The 16,681-nt window shown below is 71.5% G+C and carries 15 protein-coding genes; 9 read left to right on the top strand and 6 right to left on the bottom strand.

Annotated elements, in window-relative coordinates; genetic code table 11:
* The first annotated feature begins 76 nt into the window (after positions 1-76).
* From VFZ92_RS37895 to VFZ92_RS37875, 5 genes are all read left to right on the top strand, one after another.
* Positions 77-1,609, top strand: coding sequence for a dynamin family protein (locus tag VFZ92_RS37895; protein WP_414720108.1), 1,533 nt, complete (start codon positions 77-79; stop codon positions 1,607-1,609).
* Between the two features lie 56 nt (positions 1,610-1,665).
* Positions 1,666-1,992 (top strand): nucleotide exchange factor GrpE, encoded by a 327-nt coding sequence (gene grpE, locus VFZ92_RS37890; protein WP_330882134.1) that lies wholly within the window; start codon positions 1,666-1,668, stop codon positions 1,990-1,992.
* Positions 1,993-1,996: 4 nt separating this feature from the next.
* Positions 1,997-3,820, top strand: coding sequence for a dynamin family protein (locus VFZ92_RS37885; protein ID WP_330882092.1), 1,824 nt, complete (start codon positions 1,997-1,999; stop codon positions 3,818-3,820).
* 110 nt (positions 3,821-3,930) lie between these two features.
* Positions 3,931-4,632 carry a DUF6802 family protein gene (locus VFZ92_RS37880; protein WP_330882091.1) on the top strand — a complete coding sequence of 234 codons (702 nt, stop codon included), beginning with the start codon at positions 3,931-3,933 and terminating at the stop codon, positions 4,630-4,632.
* A 404-nt stretch (positions 4,633-5,036) separates the two neighbouring features.
* The gene (locus tag VFZ92_RS37875; protein WP_330882090.1) at positions 5,037-6,848 is read left to right on the top strand and encodes a phosphoenolpyruvate carboxykinase (GTP); all 1,812 of its coding nucleotides are present in this window, start codon (positions 5,037-5,039) and stop codon (positions 6,846-6,848) included.
* A gap of 150 nt (positions 6,849-6,998) precedes the next feature.
* Here the strand turns inward: VFZ92_RS37875 and VFZ92_RS37870 are convergent, their stop codons facing one another.
* Positions 6,999-8,291 (bottom strand): hypothetical protein, encoded by a 1,293-nt coding sequence (locus VFZ92_RS37870; RefSeq protein WP_330882089.1) that lies wholly within the window; start codon positions 8,289-8,291, stop codon positions 6,999-7,001.
* 50 nt (positions 8,292-8,341) lie between these two features.
* Positions 8,342-9,115, bottom strand: coding sequence for a 5-oxoprolinase subunit PxpA (locus VFZ92_RS37865; protein WP_330882088.1), 774 nt, complete (start codon positions 9,113-9,115; stop codon positions 8,342-8,344).
* Between the two features lie 77 nt (positions 9,116-9,192).
* Between VFZ92_RS37865 and VFZ92_RS37860 the strand changes: the two genes are divergently transcribed.
* The 3 genes from VFZ92_RS37860 (at position 9,193) to mctP (ending at position 11,922) form a co-directional block, all read left to right on the top strand.
* Positions 9,193-9,888, top strand: a complete 696-nt coding sequence (locus VFZ92_RS37860; protein WP_330882087.1) for a GntR family transcriptional regulator — start codon at positions 9,193-9,195, stop codon at positions 9,886-9,888.
* A 118-nt stretch (positions 9,889-10,006) separates the two neighbouring features.
* The gene (locus tag VFZ92_RS37855; protein ID WP_330882086.1) at positions 10,007-10,288 is read left to right on the top strand and encodes a DUF3311 domain-containing protein; all 282 of its coding nucleotides are present in this window, start codon (positions 10,007-10,009) and stop codon (positions 10,286-10,288) included.
* Positions 10,288-11,922 carry a monocarboxylate uptake permease MctP gene (gene mctP, locus VFZ92_RS37850; protein WP_330882085.1) on the top strand — a complete coding sequence of 545 codons (1,635 nt, stop codon included), beginning with the start codon at positions 10,288-10,290 and terminating at the stop codon, positions 11,920-11,922. Before VFZ92_RS37855 ends, mctP begins: the two co-directional genes overlap by 1 nt.
* A gap of 42 nt (positions 11,923-11,964) precedes the next feature.
* On the opposite strand, the gene VFZ92_RS37845 is transcribed toward mctP, so the two are convergent.
* On the bottom strand, positions 11,965-12,495 hold the full coding sequence (locus VFZ92_RS37845) for a CGNR zinc finger domain-containing protein (RefSeq protein WP_330882084.1): 531 nt from the start codon (positions 12,493-12,495) through the stop codon (positions 11,965-11,967).
* A gap of 71 nt (positions 12,496-12,566) precedes the next feature.
* Between VFZ92_RS37845 and VFZ92_RS37840 the strand changes: the two genes are divergently transcribed.
* Positions 12,567-13,475 carry a DMT family transporter gene (locus VFZ92_RS37840; RefSeq protein ID WP_330882083.1) on the top strand — a complete coding sequence of 303 codons (909 nt, stop codon included), beginning with the start codon at positions 12,567-12,569 and terminating at the stop codon, positions 13,473-13,475.
* 28 nt (positions 13,476-13,503) lie between these two features.
* Here VFZ92_RS37840 and VFZ92_RS37835 read toward each other — a convergent pair whose 3' ends face one another.
* From VFZ92_RS37835 to VFZ92_RS37825, 3 genes are read right to left on the bottom strand one after another with little or no spacing between them, the layout of a single operon-like run.
* A complete protein-coding gene (locus VFZ92_RS37835) occupies positions 13,504-14,409 on the bottom strand; it encodes an ROK family protein (protein WP_330882082.1) in 906 nt (301 codons plus the stop codon).
* Positions 14,410-14,447: 38 nt separating this feature from the next.
* Positions 14,448-15,587 carry a hypothetical protein gene (locus VFZ92_RS37830; RefSeq protein WP_330882081.1) on the bottom strand — a complete coding sequence of 380 codons (1,140 nt, stop codon included), beginning with the start codon at positions 15,585-15,587 and terminating at the stop codon, positions 14,448-14,450.
* Positions 15,578-16,651 (bottom strand): hypothetical protein, encoded by a 1,074-nt coding sequence (locus VFZ92_RS37825; protein WP_330882132.1) that lies wholly within the window; start codon positions 16,649-16,651, stop codon positions 15,578-15,580. Before VFZ92_RS37825 ends, VFZ92_RS37830 begins: the two co-directional genes overlap by 10 nt.
* Positions 16,652-16,681 lie beyond the last annotated feature (30 nt).

Here is a 16,681-nt window from a genome sequence, read left to right as displayed (position 1 = left end):
ATCTTCGTGTACCCACCCGACGAGGGCCGAAACCGAACGACCACCACGATCCACCCGGTCGTGGCACGATCTGGCCGTGACCACGGCTACGGGGCGACAGTTGGCCGGACCGCTCTCGGCGGCGGTCGCGAACCTGTGCGTCGCGCTCCAGCCGCAGGTGTCGCCGGAGACCGCCGCGGGCTTCCGCGAGGTGCTGCGCAGGCTGTCGGCCCCGTTGCAGGTCGCCATCGCCGGCCGCATCAAGTCCGGCAAGTCGACGCTGGTCAACGCGCTGATCGGCCGCCGCGTCGCCCCGACGGCGGTCGGCGAGTGCACCCGGCTGGTGACCCGGTTCCAGTACGGCACGGTCGACCGGATCGAGGTGATCTTCACCGACGGCCGCAAGCAGGTGCTGCCGTTCGACGCGGAGGGGATGATCCCCGCGTCGCTCGGCGTCGACGTGGCCGAGGTGTCGCACGTCGAGGCGTACCTGACCAACGCCGTGCTGCGGGACCTGACGGTGATCGACACCCCCGGCCTCGGCTCGCTGGACGCCGCGTCGGTCGCGAGGACCGAGGAGCTGCTGGGCGCGGCCGGTGACCTGGACCCGGTCTCGCGCAACGCGGTCGCGGGCGCCGAGGCCGTGCTCTACGTGGTGACCCAGGGCGTGCGGGCCGACGACCACCAGGCCCTCGCCGCGTTCACCGCGGCCACCGCGAGCCGCGAGGCCGGGCCGGTGAACGCCATCGCCGTGCTGAACAAGGCCGACACGATCGCGCCCGAGTCGGTCGACGGCTCCGACGGCGACGTCTGGAAGGCCGCGCTGCTGCTCGCGGAGAAGCAGGCGCGCATCCTCAAGCCGAGGGTCGCCGACGTGCTGCCGGTGATCGGCCTGGTCGCCGAGTCCGCCGAGACGGGCGGGTTCACCGCCGCGGACGCCGAGGCGCTGCGCCGGATCGCCGCGCTCGACGCCGACACCCTCGACATGATGCTGATGTCGGCCGACCTGTTCACCGGCTGGGAGTGCGACGTGCCCGCCGGGGTGCGGGTGCGGCTCGTGGAGAAGCTCGACCTGTACGGCGTGCGGTGCGCGCTGGCGGCGCTCGCCGCCGAACCGGCGGTCACCGCGGGGGCGCTGCGGCGCAAGCTGCTCGACTCCTCCGGGCTCGACGGGGTCCGCGCCAAGCTGAACGCGGTGTTCCGCGCCCGCGCCGACGGCATCAAGGCCGCCGCCGCGCTCGCGTCCGTGACGGCGCTCGCCCAGGCCTCCGGCGACGCGGGCGAGCGGCAGCGCGTGCACAACGCCATCGAGGTGCTGCTCGCCAAGCCCGAGGCGCACCAGTTGCGCCTGCTGGAGGCGTTGACGCTGGTGACGTCCGGTGCGGTCGCGATGCCCGCCGAGCTGGTGGAGGAGGTGCTGCGGGTCGGTGGCAGCCCGCACATCCCCGACCAGCTCGGCCTGCGCGGCAGACCGCTGCCGGAACTGCTCGCGTACGCGCTGGCCCGCGCGGGCTGGTGGCGGTCGTTCGCGTCGTTCGGCGCGACCCCGGCGCAGAGCAGGGTGGCGCACGTGGTGCACCGCGCGTACTTCTTGATCTGGCAGCAGCTTCGCGGCGGGGGGCAGCGATGAGCGGGGACGGAACCGACGCGGTGGCGACCGCGTCGCAAACGGGTGTGGCGGCACCCATGATGGAGACGATCGGCGACGAACTGCTCGACCAGGCGCTGGCCGAGCGGCGGGCGCTGGTCCAGCTCTGCCTGTACGCGCTCGACCGGGCCCGCAGCGCCGGGGTCGTCGAGCGGATCGAGGAGGGTCTCGCGGACATCGGGGTCCGCGCCGTGCGGCCCGACGGCGACCGGTTCGACCCGTCGCGGCACGAGGCGGGCGGCACCGTGCCCACCGACGACCCGACCCTGGACGGCGTGGTCGCGGAGACCGAGGTCGTGGGCTTCACCGACCGCGAACGGCCGCTGCGCCCGCCCGTCGTGACCGTGTACACGGCGAGGGCCTGACCCGGTGACCCTGCCGCAGACCGTCAAGCAGGTCAGGGAGAAGCTGACCGCGCTGGTCCGCGAGGTCGACCCGAAGGCGGCCGACTGGGTCGACGAGGTCCGCGGCTCCCGCGACCGCACGCCGAGCGTTGTCGTCGTCGGCGAGACGAACCGCGGCAAGAGTTCGCTGGTCAACGCCCTGCTGGCCACGCCGGGCCTGTCACCGGTGGACGCCGAGGTCGCGACCAGCACCTACCTGGTGTTCCGGCACGGCGAGCGGTGGGCGGCCCGCGCCTGCTACCCCGGCGTGCTGGAGCCCGTCCCGTTCGACCGCTCCGAGCTGGTCAACTGGGTGTCCGCGGCCCACGAGCTGCCCGACGGCCAGCTCCCGCCGCGCCACGTCGAGGTCGACGTGCCCGTGCCGCTGCTGGAGCGGATGTCCGTCGTGGACACCCCCGGTGTCGGCGGGCTCGACTCGGCGCACGGCGAGCTCGCGCTGGAGGCCGCGGCCTCCGCCACCGCGCTGCTGTTCGTGGTGGACTCGTCAGCCCCGTTCACCAAGGGGGAGCTGGACTTCCTGCACGAGGTCGGTGACCGCGTCGAGACCGTCGTGTTCGCCCTCACCAAGACGGACCAGTTCCGCGGCTGGCGGGAGCTGCTGGCCGCGAACAAGGCGCTGCTGTCCCGGCACGCGCCGAGGTTCGCCGACGCCGTGTTCCACCCCGTGTCGTCGCGGATGTTCGAGATGGCCGCGAAGGCGCCGAACCCGGACGCCGCGGCCATGCTGCGCGAGCGCTCCGGCATCGCGGCCCTCCAGTCGGCGTTGCAGGAACTGGTCGTCGGCCGCGCGTCGATGCTCGCCGAGGCGAACACCCTGCGCGCGCTGGCCACCGTGCTGGCCGAGATCGACGTCCGCCTCGCGGGCGAGCAGCGCGCGCTGAGCGTCGGCGAGGAGGAGGCCGAGTCGCTGCGGGCGCGGCGCGAGGAGCTGAACGCGCAGCGCCGCTCGTCCACCAGGGGCTGGCAGCTCACGCTGCGCGGCGAGGTCCAGCGGGCCCGCGTCGAGTGCTCCCACGAGGTGAACCGCCAGGTGCGGGACGTGCAGACCTGGTTCCGCCAGGCCATCGACGCGGCCGACCGCGAGGCGCTGGTGTCGTTGCCGCAGCAGGTGGACGCCGCCCTCCAGGTCGTGTCCGGCAGGCTCAGCGGACTGCTCGCCACCCGGCTGGCGCAGGTGACCGACGCGTCGCTGGCCGAGCTGTTCTCACCGGACGAGCTGGCCGTGATCCGCTCCCAGTTCGCCAGGGGCGGGGCGCAGCCGGTCGTGCTGCGGCCCCCGGACAAGCGCCCGCCGACCGCCGAGGACAAGCTGCTGGTGTTCATGGGCGTGTCCGGCGGACTCGGCGCGGGGAGGTTGGCCGTGCTGCCGCTGGCGGGGTTCGGCGTGGCCGCGCTGAACCCGATCGTGCTGCCGGTGACCCTCGTGCTCGGTCTGGGCGCGGGCTGGTGGATGGCCAGGACCCGCAAGCACTCGGCCGACAAGCAGCACCTCAAGCAGTGGCTGTCCGACGCCATCGCCGACGCCCGCTCGACCGTCGACCAGCTCGTCGCGGAGCAGCTCATCGCCGCGGAGCAGCACCTGTCCCTGGCGCTGGACGAGGCGCTGGGCAGGCGGGTCGAGGCCATCGAGGCCGAACTCCGCGACGTCGACAAGGCGCTCCGCATGGAGGCGGGCGAGCGCGGGCGCGAACTCCAGACCACCACGCGCCGCCAGGCCGAGGTGCGCGCGGGCCGCGCCCAGGTCGACCAGCTCCTCGGGCGCATCCGCGCGGTCCGGGACCGCGCCTGAGCGGTTCCGTCCGTTCGGACGAGCACGAAACGGGTGTGCAGTCTCACCTTCGGAACCGAATCGGCCTAACGTGGGTCGTACCGGTACGAAACGCTCAGGAGGGGTGCCCGGTGTACATCGACGAGAACGGCGGAGCCGACGGCGAGCTCAAGGTCACCGTCGAGGGCGAGGAGTACACCGCCGAGACGACCTACGACCTGGACCGCGACGGTGTCGAGGACAGCGCCGTGGTGGAGACCGACGACGGTGGGCACCTGACCTTCACCGACACGGACCGCGACGGCGACGCGGACCTGATGAGCACGTTCGACCGGGACGGCAACCTGGTCGCGCAGGCCAGGTTCGACGGGCACTCGGGCGAGTGGATCTCGGTCGACCCCGCGGACGCGCGCGAGCAGACGAACACCAACGCCGGTCAGGCGATCATCGTCGACACGGACAGCGGCGACCAGAACGTGGGGGTCCCGACCGAGGACACCGACGGTGACGGCCGTGCCGACACCGCCGTGGTGAAGGACGAGCAGGGCGACACGTGGCTGTTCACCGACGTCGACGGTGACGGCAGGGCCGACCTGGCCACGGAGATCACGACGGAGGGCGAGGTCGTGATGACCAAGCACACCGCCGAGGACACGTGGACCGAGGTCGAGCGCGGCCACATCGATTCCGACGGCAAGTACGTGCCGGACAGCAAGAGCGGTGTGCTGTCGGAGGAAGACGTGTGGGCGGACGACCGCGAGGAGCCGTTCGGATCGGTTTCCGGTGTCGTGCGAATCGATTCCACCACCGGGCAATGGATCAGTCCGAACTAGACCCGAAACGGACTTGTGCCGGAAACAGCACACAGTTCGCACTGAATCGCACTCGAACACTCACTGGTCCGGACCACTGAGAGCGCTCCCACATTCACGCTGGAAAAAGTGCCCCGTGTGCTGTTCGACGCACTCGGGGCACTTGCTTTTCCCCGGATAAAGCCCAGGTCACAATTTCGTGCGCGCTGAACGGGTGCTGAATCGATTCCAGAATCGGTCTTGTGAGGCACCCGACAGGTCAGCCGTCGGTAACCGGGGATTAACCCCGCTAGCCTCGGTCTATCCCCTTCACAGAACGTCCGGGTTCCCCCGGACGTTGTGGAGCTATTTCCGAGGACGTTGTCGTCCCACGCCGGGCGACGACGTCCGATGTGGGCTGTGGCGCAGTCAGGAGACGAGACGAGATGACGGCAGTGACCATTCCCGGTCTCGACAAGGCACCTACCAACCATGCGGGCCTGTTGTCCTGGGTCCGCGAAGTGGCCGAGCTGACCTGTCCCGACGAAGTGGTGTGGGCGGACGGCACCGAAGCGGAATGGACACGGCTCACCGGGAAGCTCGTCGACGCCGGAACGTTCGTGCCCCTGAAGAAGAAGCAGAACTCGTTCTGGGCCGCGTCCGACCCGACCGACGTCGCGCGGGTCGAGGAGCGCACGTTCATCTGCTCGGTGGACGAGGCCGACGCCGGACCCACGAACAACTGGATGGACCCCTCGGAGATGAAGGCCATCATGACGGACCTCTACCGGGGTTCCATGCGCGGCCGCACGATGTACGTGATCCCGTTCTGCATGGGGCCGCTCGACGCGGACGAGCCCATGCTGGGCGTCGAGATCACCGACTCCGAGTACGTGGTCGTGTCCATGCACATCATGACCCGCATGGGGGACAGGGCGCTCGCGAAGTTCGGCGAGGACGCCGAGTACGTGAAGGCGCTGCACTCGATCGGCGCGCCGCTGGAGGACGGCCAGGCGGACGTGCCGTGGCCGTGCAACGACACGAAGTACATCACCCAGTTCCCCGAGGAGCGGACGATCTGGTCGTTCGGCTCGGGCTACGGCGGCAACGCCCTGCTGGGCAAGAAGTGCTACTCGCTGCGCATCGCCTCGGTGATGGCGCGCGACGAGGGCTGGCTGGCCGAGCACATGCTGATCCTCAAGCTCACCTCGCCGGAGGAGAAGGTCTACTACATCGCCGCGGCGTTCCCGTCGGCGTGCGGCAAGACGAACCTGGCGATGCTGGAGCCGAGCATCCCCGGCTGGAAGGTCGAGACGCTGGGCGACGACATCGCCTGGATGCGCTTCGGTGACGACGGGCAGCTCTACGCCGTGAACCCGGAGAACGGCTTCTTCGGTGTCGCGCCCGGCACGGACTACCACACGAACCCGAACGCGATGCGGACGATCGCGAAGGGCAACTCGCTGTTCACCAACGTCGCGCTGACCGACGACGGCGACGTGTGGTGGGAGGGCATGGGCGAGCCCCCGGCCCACCTGACCTCGTGGAAGAAGGAGGACTGGACGCCGGGCAACGGCGAGCTGTCCTCGCACCCGAACTCCCGCTACTGCACGCCGATCGAGCAGTGCGACATCAAGGCGCCGGAGTGGGACGACCCGAAGGGCGTGCCGATCTCGGCGATCTTCTTCGGAGGCCGCCGCGCCACCACGATCCCGCTGGTCACGGAGTCCCGCGACTGGCAGCACGGCGTGTTCATGGGCGCCACGCTGTCGAGCGAGACGACGGCCGCCGCCACCGGCAAGGTCGGCGTCGTGCGCCGCGACCCGATGGCGATGCTGCCGTTCATCGGCTACAACGCGGGCGACTACTTCAAGCACTGGATCGAGGTCGGCAAGAACGCCGACGCCGAGAAGCTGCCGAAGATCTTCTACGTCAACTGGTTCCGCCGCGGCGAGGACAAGCGCTTCCTGTGGCCCGGTTTCGGTGAGAACGTCCGCGTCCTGAAGTGGGCGATCGAGCGCATCGAGGGCAAGGCCGCCGCCGTGGAGACGCCGATCGGCCACGTGCCGACGGCCGACGCGCTGGACCTGTCCGGGCTGGACGCGCCGACCGAGGACGTCGAGACCTCGCTGAACGTCGACGTGGAGGAGTGGAGGGCCGAGATCCCGCTCATCGAGGAGTGGTTCGCCAAGATCGGCGACAAGCTGCCCACCTCGCTGCGCGACGAGTTCGAGGCGTTGAAGCAGCGCCTCGGCTGATCGTCCGAGGTGCGTCCAGGAAGACCCGGTGGCCAGTGCCGTCCACCGGGTCTTCCGTCGTTGTGCACAACTATCCACATGCCGTGAACTGCGCGGACGCACAGTTGTCCACAGCCTGTGGAACACACTGTGCACAGGGTGTGGAGAAGGTCAGACGACGCCGACCAGCGCCACGGCCTGGTTGGCGATGTCCCGCCGCTGCGCCTCGAACGCGGCGTCGGTCAGCGCCGCCGGGTCGACCGGCTGCGTGAGCACGGGCGTGTGCAGGTGGCCGCCGAGCACGGTCGTCGCGCCGAGGCCGGTCCGCACGCGGTTGGCGCGGTACATGCTCTCGTTGGACAGGTAGTCCCCGCCGCCGCCGGACGCCGCCGCCGCACCGGGCGTGGGCTCGTCGCTGCGGCACGACATCGGGCCGGTGCCGGGGACGCTGCCGACCGGCCACTCGCAGAAGGACCGGTTGAGCTGCACGGTGAACGGACCGGTGCCCGCGTCGATCATCTTCTGGAACGGCAGCGTGGTCTCGATGAACTCGGTCGACGGCTGCGGCCAGCCCGCCGCGTCCGGCACGGGGCCGCGCGACGAGGCGTCGTTGTTGTCCGGGAACCCGCCGCGCCACCGCGACGCCCAGCGCTCGACGTCGAACCGGCCGGGCCTGCCCTGGCTGATCGTCACGAACGCGTCCGGCTTGACCTGCGCCTCCAGCGCCGTGCCGTAGACGGCTTCCACGACGCCCTCGTCGAACGCGCCCCACAGCACCGGCAGCACGGCGGCCTGCACGACGACCTTGCCCTGCGGGGTGTCGAACACCTTGCCGTCCAGTTGCAGCGCCGCCGCGCCCGCGGGGTTGCCGCGCCGCACGGACGTGCCCTGGAGCTGGAACGGGTCGAAGCCGGTCACGACGATCCGGCGGACGTCCGCCTGCACCGGGAACCGCACGTCGGACACGCCGCGGGAGGTGCGGTCGACCGAGTCGACCAGCGCGGCGCGGTCGGCCGCGCTGACCCCGAGCCTGGGCGTCCACTGCCGCAGAGCCCTGGTCAGGTGGAGCCGCGCCCAGTACAGGGGGCGGTCGTCGTAGGCGTCCCAGGTGGTCTGGGTGCTCTGGGCCCGCTGCACCGCGGCCTGCCACAGGGCGGTGCCGGTCGAGCTGACGAGCTGCCGGGCGGCGCGCGCCGACGGTGCGGCGCACAGCTTGTCGGTGAACCGCTCGACGGTCTCGGTGAAGCCCGCGAGCCGGACCAGTTCGGGGCCGACGGCGGGGCCGCCCGCGACGAGGACGTCGTCGAGCCGCTGCTCCTCGACGGTCAGCGGGGCGGCGGGGTCGAAGCACGCGCGGGCGGTGGTGTCCTGCTGCGCGGACGCGACACCAGGAGCCATGAGCAGGGACAGGGCGACGGCGGCGGGCAGGAGCGCGCGCAGTCGGTGGGTGCTTTCACGGGTCACGCTGCGATCGTTTCCGATCACCGAGGGTGCCGGAACCCCGTGTTCCGGGCTCAGGCCGTCAACCTGCGGTTTTCCAGGCTGAAAGCTTTTAACTTCACACCTGCCGCCGCGAGGGCGTCGCGCAGGGAGACCGCGGTGGCGACGGCGTCCTGGTTGTCGCCGTGCACGCGGATCGAGTCGACCCTGGCCCGGATCCGCCGCCCGTCGATCGTGGTCACGGTGCCCTCGGTGGCGAGCTGGACGCCGCGCCGGGCGATCTCCGCCGGGTCGTGCAGGACCGCGCCGGGCCGTTCGCGCGGCACGAGCGCGCCCGCGGCCGTGTACGCCCGGTCGGCGAACGCCTCGAACCGCACCCGCAGACCCGCGACCTCGGCGCGCTTGAGCCACACGGCGCCCGGCAGGCCGAGCACGGTCAGCGCCGGGTCGTAGGCGCGCACCGCGTCGACCACGGCGTCGGCCTGCGCCTCGTGCCTGACCAGCGTGTTGTACAGCGCGCCGTGGGGCTTCACGTACCCGATCCGCGTGCCCGCCGCCTTCGCGCACGCGTCGAGCCCGCCGAGCTGGTAGAGCACCTCGGCCGTGAGCGTGGCCGGGGCGACGTCGACGAACCGGCGGCCGAACCCCGCGAGGTCGCGGTAGCCGACGTGGGCGCCGACGGTGACCCCGCGCTCGGCGGCCAGCCTGCACGTGCGCAGCATGGTGTCCGGGTCGCCCGCGTGGAAGCCGCACGCCACGGTGGCGCTGGTGACGATGGTGAGGAGGGCTTCGTCGTCGCCGAGTCGCCAGTGGCCGAAGCCCTCCCCGAGGTCCGCGTTGAGGTCCATGGTGTTGTCCTCCCTGGATACCAAGGTAAGGATTGTTCAACAATCCTTCAATACTCCAAACCGGGTAAGATGGGCGGATGACCACGGCGCCGTCCCACGACTGGCTGGGCACCCTCGCAGACGACCGCCTCAGCCAGGACCGGGCCCGCGCCGAGCGCGTCGCGGACAAGCTCCGCGACCGGATGCTCGACGGCGAGCTGACCCCAGGGCTCCAGCTCAACGAGAAGGCCATCTCCGAGGCGCTCGGCATCTCCCGCAACACGCTACGCGAGGCGTTCCGCCTGCTCACCCACGAACGCCTGCTCGTCCACGAGCACAGCCGGGGCGTCTTCGTGTGCGAACCGGGCGTCGAGGAGGTCGCCGACATCTACGCCGCCCGCCGGGTGATCGAGTGCGGCGCGATCCGCCGCTGGGCCGACGCGACCGAGGAGGCCCGCCAGGGCGTGCGCGACGCCGTGGCGTTCGGCGTGCGCGGCGCGGAGACGGACAACTGGCTCGACGTCGGCACGGCGAACATCCGCTTCCACCGGGCGATCACGGCCCTCGCGGGCAGCCTGCGGCTGGACGAGGAGGTCCAGCGGCTGCTCGCCGAGCTGCGGCTGGCGTTCTACGTGATGGGCAACCCGCGCGAGTTCTACCAGGACTACCTGCCGATGAACCAGGCCATCCTGGCCCTGCTCGACGCCGACTCCGTCGCCGAGGCCGAGCAGGAGCTGCTCCGGTACTTCGACACGGCCGAGTCCCACCTGGTGACCAGGCTGTCCGGCCCCTAGTTGGTCACGATTCGGTCCCTCTCTCCGCGATCGGTCCACTCGACACGGTGACGCTCGAGACCCCTCCGGCCTAACATCTCGAAACACCTGAGTAACCAGGGCCGTACGGAGGGGCAACATGCCTTCTGCTCCACAGACCAGCGGTTTGCGCTGGAGCAACTGGAACCTGCTGCTGCTGGTTCCGCTGTTGATGTTGATCACGCCGTTCTTCAACACCGCGAAACCCGCGGTGCTCGGCTTGCCGTTCTTCTACTGGTACCAGTTCGCGTTCGTCCCGGTAGGGGTCTTGTGCGTGGGACTGGTCTTCGTCAAGACCAAGGACGAGCCGGTGGAGCACGGAGCCGACCACCTCGCGGTCGACGACCTCGACGCCGGCGACCCGAAGAAGGGGAAGCACTGATGCAGTGGACCGAGTTCATCGTGTTCACGGTCCTGTTCCTGCTGGTCACCGTGCTGGGGTTCTTCGCGGCGAAGTGGAAGCAGGGCGACACCCTCGAACACCTCGACGAGTGGGGGCTCGGCGGCCGCAAGTTCGGCTCGTGGATCACCTGGTTCCTGGTGGGCGGTGACCTCTACACGGCGTACACGTTCGTCGCGGTCCCGGCGCTGATGTTCGGCGCCGGCGCGATGGGCTTCTTCGCGCTGCCGTACACGGTCATCCTGTACCCGATCGTCTTCCTGCCGCTGGTCCGCATGTGGTCGGTGTCGCGGGTGCACGGGTACGTCACGCCCGCCGACTTCGTGCGAGGCCGCTACGGCTCGCACTGGCTGGCGCTGATCATCGCGGTCACCGGCATCGTCGCGACCATGCCGTACATCGCGCTCCAGCTCGTCGGCCTGGAGGCCGTGCTGCGCACGATGGGCCTCAACGGCAGCGGCATCCTCGGCCACCTGCCGCTGTTCGTCGCGTTCGTCGTGCTGGCGCTCTACACCTACCAGTCCGGCCTGCGCGCGCCCGCGCTGATCGCGTTCGTCAAGGACACGCTGATCTACCTGGTGATCATCGTCGCGGTGATCTACCTGCCGAGCAAGTTCGGCGGCTGGGGCGAGATCTTCGGCGACGCGCAGGCGAAGTTCGACGCGACCCCGACGCCCGCCGACGGCACGCTGCTCAACGCCAACAACCAGCTCCAGTACGCGACCCTGGCCCTGGGCTCGGCCCTGGCGCTGTTCCTGTACCCGCACTCGCTCACCGGCATCCTCGCGTCGCGCGGTCGCAAGGTGATCAAGCGGAACATGGTGGCGCTGCCCGCGTACTCGCTGCTGCTGGGCCTGCTGGCGCTGCTCGGCTACGTCGCCATCAGCGCGGGCGTCAAGCCGATCACCAACCAGGCCACCGGCCGCCCGGACACGAACACCATCGTGCCGGTGCTGTTCGGCCAGGAGTTCCCGTCCTGGTTCGCGGGCATCGCCTTCGCCGCCATCGGCATCGGCGCGCTGGTCCCGGCGGCGATCATGTCGATCGCGGCGGCGAACCTGTGGACCCGCAACATCTACAAGGAGTACGTCAAGAAGGACGCCACCCCGGCGCAGGAGGCCAAGCAGGCCAAGCTGGCCTCGCTGGTGGTGAAGTTCGGCGCGGTCGCGTTCATCCTGTTCATCGACCCGCAGTTCTCCATCGACCTCCAGCTCATCGGCGGCGTCATGATCCTCCAGACGCTGCCCGCCGTCGCCATCGCGCTCTACACCCGCTGGTTCCACGTGTGGGGCATGATCGCGGGCTGGGTCGTCGGCATGGGCTGGGGCATGTACCTGCTCTACACGATCCCGAACGCGGCGGCGGGCAAGAACCACTTCGGCGGTTCCGCGCTGGCGCTGGACAAGCTGTCGCTGCTCGGCTGGCACCCCTTCGGCGGGTCGACCGTGCAGATCTACGTCGGCTTCGTCTCCCTGGTCGCGAACATCCTGGTCGCGGTCGTCGTCACGCTGATCGCCCGCAGGATGCGGGTGTTCAACGGCACCGACCAGACCACCCCCGCCGACTACCACGTCGACGAGGACAGCCCGCGGGTCAAGGTCATCGCCGGGCACTAGCCGCACGGCGTCGAGGGCCATCGGGGTTCGCCCCGGTGGCCCTCACGCGTGCCTGGCCCGGAACTGCGCGGCCTTGACCCGGTTGCCGCACCTCTTCATGTCGCACCACCGCCGCGCGCCCCGCCGCGAGCTGTCCACGTACAGCCGCGTGCACGTCTCGGCGCCGCACTCCCGCAGCTCGGAGGCCAGCGGCCGGGCCAGCAGGTCCACGGCCGACCTGGCGATCGTCGCGAGCACCGCGTCCAGGTCGCCGGTCCGCCGCACGCCGCCGTCCGCGTCGAGCGCCGCGGTCACCGGCGGCCGGGCGGCCCACGCGTTGAGCGGTCCCACGTCCCCGTAGTCCTCGCCGTCACGGGCGGCGCACGCCAGCCGGTACAGCTCCTCCCGCAGGTCCACCGCCTCGGCGAACCCGCGGTCGTCCACGGCGGGCGCTTCGTCGAGCAGTCCGGCCGCGGTCGTCCACGCTGCCAGGTCCGCCGGTCCGGCGAGCAGTTGGATCCGCTCGGTGCGGCGGGAGCCGACCGTGCCGACGAAGTCGAGGGCGAGGTTGCCGCTGACGAACGTGACGTCCATGGGTGGAGCATAACCGGTTCAATAGGTTACGGTCATGAGTAACCGCTCTAACTGGTTACTCGGGAGGCGTCGTGGGACGGATAGCTCCACCGGTGTTCGTCGTGCTCTGGAGCAGCGCGTTCGTCGCCGCGGTGATCGGCACCGACGTCGCCCCGCCCATGCTGCTGACGTTCAGCCGGTTCGCCCTCGCGGGCGTGCTCCTCGCCGTGATCGCGTGGGTGTCGGGGTCGAGGTGGCCGAGGGGCAGGCAGCTCGCGCACGTCGTGGTCGTCGGTCTGCTCATGCAGGGCGTGCAGTTCGGCGGCTTCTACTCGGCCATCGGCCTCGGCCTGCCGGGCGGTGTCGTGGCGCTGGTGCAGGGCCTCAACCCGGTCGTCATCGCCCTGCTCGCGGCGGGCGTCCTGCACGAGCGGATGACCCGCTACCAGTGGCTCGGCTTCGCCGTCGGCGGTGGCGGCGTGCTGCTCGCCGTGTCCGACCGGCTCGACTCCTCGCTCGGCGCGATCCTGCTGTGCGTCGTCGGCCTGCTCGGCCTGAGCCTCGGCACCGTCTACCAGAAGGCCTTCACGCCCGACGTCGACGTGCGCAGCAGCACGGCCGTCCACTTCCTGGTCGCCACCCCGTTCATGGGCGTGGCCACGCTCCTCCTGGAGACGCCGCACGTGTCCGACTGGGGCGTCTTCGGCGGCGTGCTCGCGTGGATCGTGCTGGTCAACTCCGTCGGCACGTTCCTGCTGCTCAACCTCATGCTGCGCCGCGAAACCGCGGGCAGGGTCGGAGCCCTGTTCTTCCTCACGCCCGCCGTCACCGCGCTGCTGGCCTGGCTCGTGCTCGGCCAGACCCTCAGCGCGGTCGCCCTCGTCGGGCTGGCGCTCGGTGGCGTGGGCGTGCTGATCGCGACCGTCGTCAGGCCTCCCGCGTCCACGGCGGGCGCGGGACGGGCTCGTCCGGCCACGCCGGTTCCCGCACCGCTTCGATGAGCGCCGGGGTGGGCCTCGCGGACGACCCTCAGCGGTCGACCACCAGCGCCGCCGCCCCGACGAGGCCCGCCTCGCCGCCGAGCCGTGCGGGCTCGACCCGCAGACCGTCGAGGTACGACAGGCCCGCGTGCTGGCGGAGCGCGCGGCGGATCGGGTCGAACAGCAGGTCACCGGCCTGCGCCACCCCGCCGCCGACCACGGCCAGGTCGAGGTCGCACAGGGCGGCGGTCGCCGCGATGGCCAGCCCGACGGCGTACCCGGCGCGGTCGAACGCCGCGAGCGGCACCTCCTCGCCGTGCTGCGCCGCCGCCGCGAGGTGGGCGGCGTCGGCGTGCTTCGGCGCCTGCCAGCCCTGCCGCCGCGCCCACGCCACCAGGTGCGGTCCGCCCGCGACGACCTCCGCGCAGCCGCGCCCGCCGCACGTGCAGGCGACGCCGTTCGGCTCGACCACGACGTGCCCGATGTGGCCCGCGTTGCCGGTCCGCCCGCCGAAGGGCCGTCCGCCGAACACGAGCCCGCCGCCGACCCCGGTCGACACGACCAGCCCGACCATGAACCGGCTGCCCTGCCCGGCGCCGCGCCAGTGCTCGCCCAGCGCCATGCACACGCCGTCGCCCGCCAGTTCGACCCGCACGCCGGGCAGCAGGTCGGCCACCCGGTCGCGCAGCGGGAAGCGCTGCCACAGCGGGATGTTGATCGGGCTCGTGGTGCCGGCCTCGGCGTCGACGGGGCCCGCGCAGGCGATGCCGACGCCGGACACGAGGTCACCCCGGAGCACCTGGTCCACGGCCGACGCGACGGCGGCCCAGGTCGCTTCCGCGTCGTCCACGGGCGTCGGCACGCGCGCGGACCGCAGCACCGCGCCGTCGCGGTCGACGAGCCCGGCGGCGATCTTGGTGCCGCCCACGTCCAGCGCCAGCACGACATCCGTCACGGTCGGAACTCCTCACGAAGGCGGGGTGTGCGGCCACCTTAAGCTCCGACGTGCTTGTCCCCGCCGAACAGGTCGCCCTCGACGGTGACCGTGGAACCGGTGATCCGCACGCCGCCGCTCCCGGCCCGGCGGTCGGCGACCGGCTCGACGGTGGGGACGCCCCGGAGGGCGCCACCGGCCGCGGCGGGCAGCCAGACGGCCTGCGCCGCCTCGAAGGGGTCGGCCAGTTCCGTCAGCAGCCGGAGCGACCGGGGCACCCCCTGGCTCCGCCACACCGGGTGGCCACCCCAGCGGGGCGGGTCGAACGAGCCGAGGCCGTCCACGAGCAGCCGGTGCTCCTCGGGGTCGGCGGGGCGTTCGAAGACACCGCCGAGCGCGTGCGCCAACGACCCGAGCACCGAGTCGTCCAGCCACGTCGGTGCGGTGACGGTGACGCGCAGCGTGAACACCCAGCCCCGGTAGCGGGCCGCCGCGTCGTGGAACAGCGGCGCCGCCGTCACCGCGAACGGGTCGGCGTCCAGGTGGACCGGAGCCGAGTAGAGGCCACCGGAGCGGAACTCCGTCGGCCTGGCGAGCCGGTCGTACTGCGCGGCGACCGTGCCGAGCATGGTCGAGAACTCCGGCGGCACCCACGTGGGCCGCAGCGTCGTGGAGACGGTCAGCGGGGGGAGCCGGTCGAGCAGGTTCGGCCAGGCCTCGGGCGCGGACCGGAACGGCGGCACGGCGAGGTAGAAGCGGACGCCCGCGTACGGCCTGCTCGGATCGACGACCCAGCACTGCCGCCGCAGCTCGGCGGCCCCGCCCGGTGGCGGGGCGCACGGGATCGGTTCGGGGGCCACGGGTTCCGCCCGCACGTGCTCCGGCACCTCGACCAGCCTGGCCAGCGCGTGACCCGCGGCCTGCTCGGCCGCGGCGCGGTCCGGCCTGCGCAGCCTGCCGATCACGGTCGCGACCGGGCCGTCGGGGCCGACGTCCCACCGGGCTTCGAACGCGCAGCTCGGATCACCCGCGCACAGCCTGCCGAGGTAGCCGACGTCCTCGCCGCGCGCCCGCTCGTACCGGGCCGCGGTCGTGAGGTCGGCGTACCCGACCAGCAGGGACAGGTCGACGGCCGCGGTGATCCGGATGCCGAAGGTCGCCGTCCAGCCGCTCGCGGTCTCGGTGAGGATCACAGCCACTGGACGGCGGACCGGTCCTTCAGCAGGGCGATGGCGCCGTTCTCGTCCCGCACGGTGATCCCGTTCTCGGCGCTGTCGTGCACGACCTGGAAGGTCGCGCCGGGCTCGACGGTGCCCAGCGGGTGGTGGTCCTCGGCCGAGTACACCTCGGCCCGGCGCAGCACGGTCACGGCGGGCGGCTGGAGGACGGGCTGCGGTCCGGTGTGCTGCTGCGGTGCCACGACGGGCTGCGGTCCGGTGTGCTGCGGTCCGGTGTGCACCGGGGGCTGGGAACCCTCGGGTTCGATCTCGATGTCGTAGCCGAACGTCTCCACGAGCGGGATCGAGCGGCCGATGACCGCGGCCTCGATGGCGCTGCGCAGGGCGTTGTGCACGGTCTCGCGCATCGCCTTGATCGGCTCCATCTCGATCATGCCCGAGTAGCCGGGGTCGCCGCCGAACAGCGAGCCGAGCCAGCGGAACACCACGAGGATCGGGATCTGCCTGCGCCACAGCGTCCAGCCGAGGTAGAGGTCCTTGCCGAACGCGTACACCGAGACGTACGAGAAGTACTTGCCGATCGCGATGTGCAGCAGGTTGCGGACGCCCGGCACCGGCGGCCCGACCCGCACCCGCTTCGGCGCCACGGTCGCCGGGATGTGGTGGTCGACGGTGAGGGAGCGGAACACCACGCCGTACGCGGTGTCCGCGATCTCCGCCTTGCCGTCGAGCAGCAGGTGCCAGTCGCTGAGCACCTCGGTCGTCGGCAGGAACAGCACCAGCGCGATCCAGATCCACGGCAGCAGCAGCGCCATCAGGCCGAAGAACCCGCCCACCGCGCTGGACGAGTCGAGGCCGCGGCTGACCGCGGCGGTGCCGATCGTCGCGATCAGGCCGAGACCGCTGAACGCGAACCCGATCAGGACGGCGCCGAGCGCGGCCCTCTTGAGGATCTGCTTCGCCTCGTCACCGCTGATGGCGTCGGTCAGCCCTACCTCGACCTCGCCCGAGCGCTGGAAGAGCAGGCGGTTGCCCAGGTAGGTCTCGTTCTGGCTCACGGTGTTGGGTCCGGACTGCCCGGCCATGAACGTCACGGCGACAGGGTCGTCCGGTGG

The organism is Umezawaea sp., assembly GCF_036375055.1.
In the GTDB taxonomy this organism is placed as follows: Bacteria; Actinomycetota; Actinomycetes; order Mycobacteriales; family Pseudonocardiaceae; genus Umezawaea.
Note: the sequence above shows the minus strand (reverse complement) of the source record. Positions and strands in the feature narration are given on the sequence as shown.

Excerpts from the sequence above, each read along its gene's own strand:
- mctP (WP_330882085.1), top strand. The coding sequence starts at position 10,288 with ATGCAGTGGACCGAGTTCATCGTGTTCACGGTCCTGTTCCTGCTGGTC.
- VFZ92_RS37860 (WP_330882087.1), top strand. The coding sequence starts at position 9,193 with ATGACCACGGCGCCGTCCCACGACTGGCTGGGCACCCTCGCAGACGAC.
- VFZ92_RS37865 (WP_330882088.1), bottom strand. The coding sequence starts at position 9,115 with ATGGACCTCAACGCGGACCTCGGGGAGGGCTTCGGCCACTGGCGACTC.
- grpE (WP_330882134.1), top strand. The coding sequence starts at position 1,666 with ATGATGGAGACGATCGGCGACGAACTGCTCGACCAGGCGCTGGCCGAG.
- VFZ92_RS37875 (WP_330882090.1), top strand. The coding sequence starts at position 5,037 with ATGACGGCAGTGACCATTCCCGGTCTCGACAAGGCACCTACCAACCAT.
- VFZ92_RS37845 (WP_330882084.1), bottom strand. The coding sequence starts at position 12,495 with ATGGACGTCACGTTCGTCAGCGGCAACCTCGCCCTCGACTTCGTCGGC.
- VFZ92_RS37855 (WP_330882086.1), top strand. The coding sequence starts at position 10,007 with ATGCCTTCTGCTCCACAGACCAGCGGTTTGCGCTGGAGCAACTGGAAC.
- VFZ92_RS37825 (WP_330882132.1), bottom strand. The coding sequence starts at position 16,651 with ATGGCCGGGCAGTCCGGACCCAACACCGTGAGCCAGAACGAGACCTAC.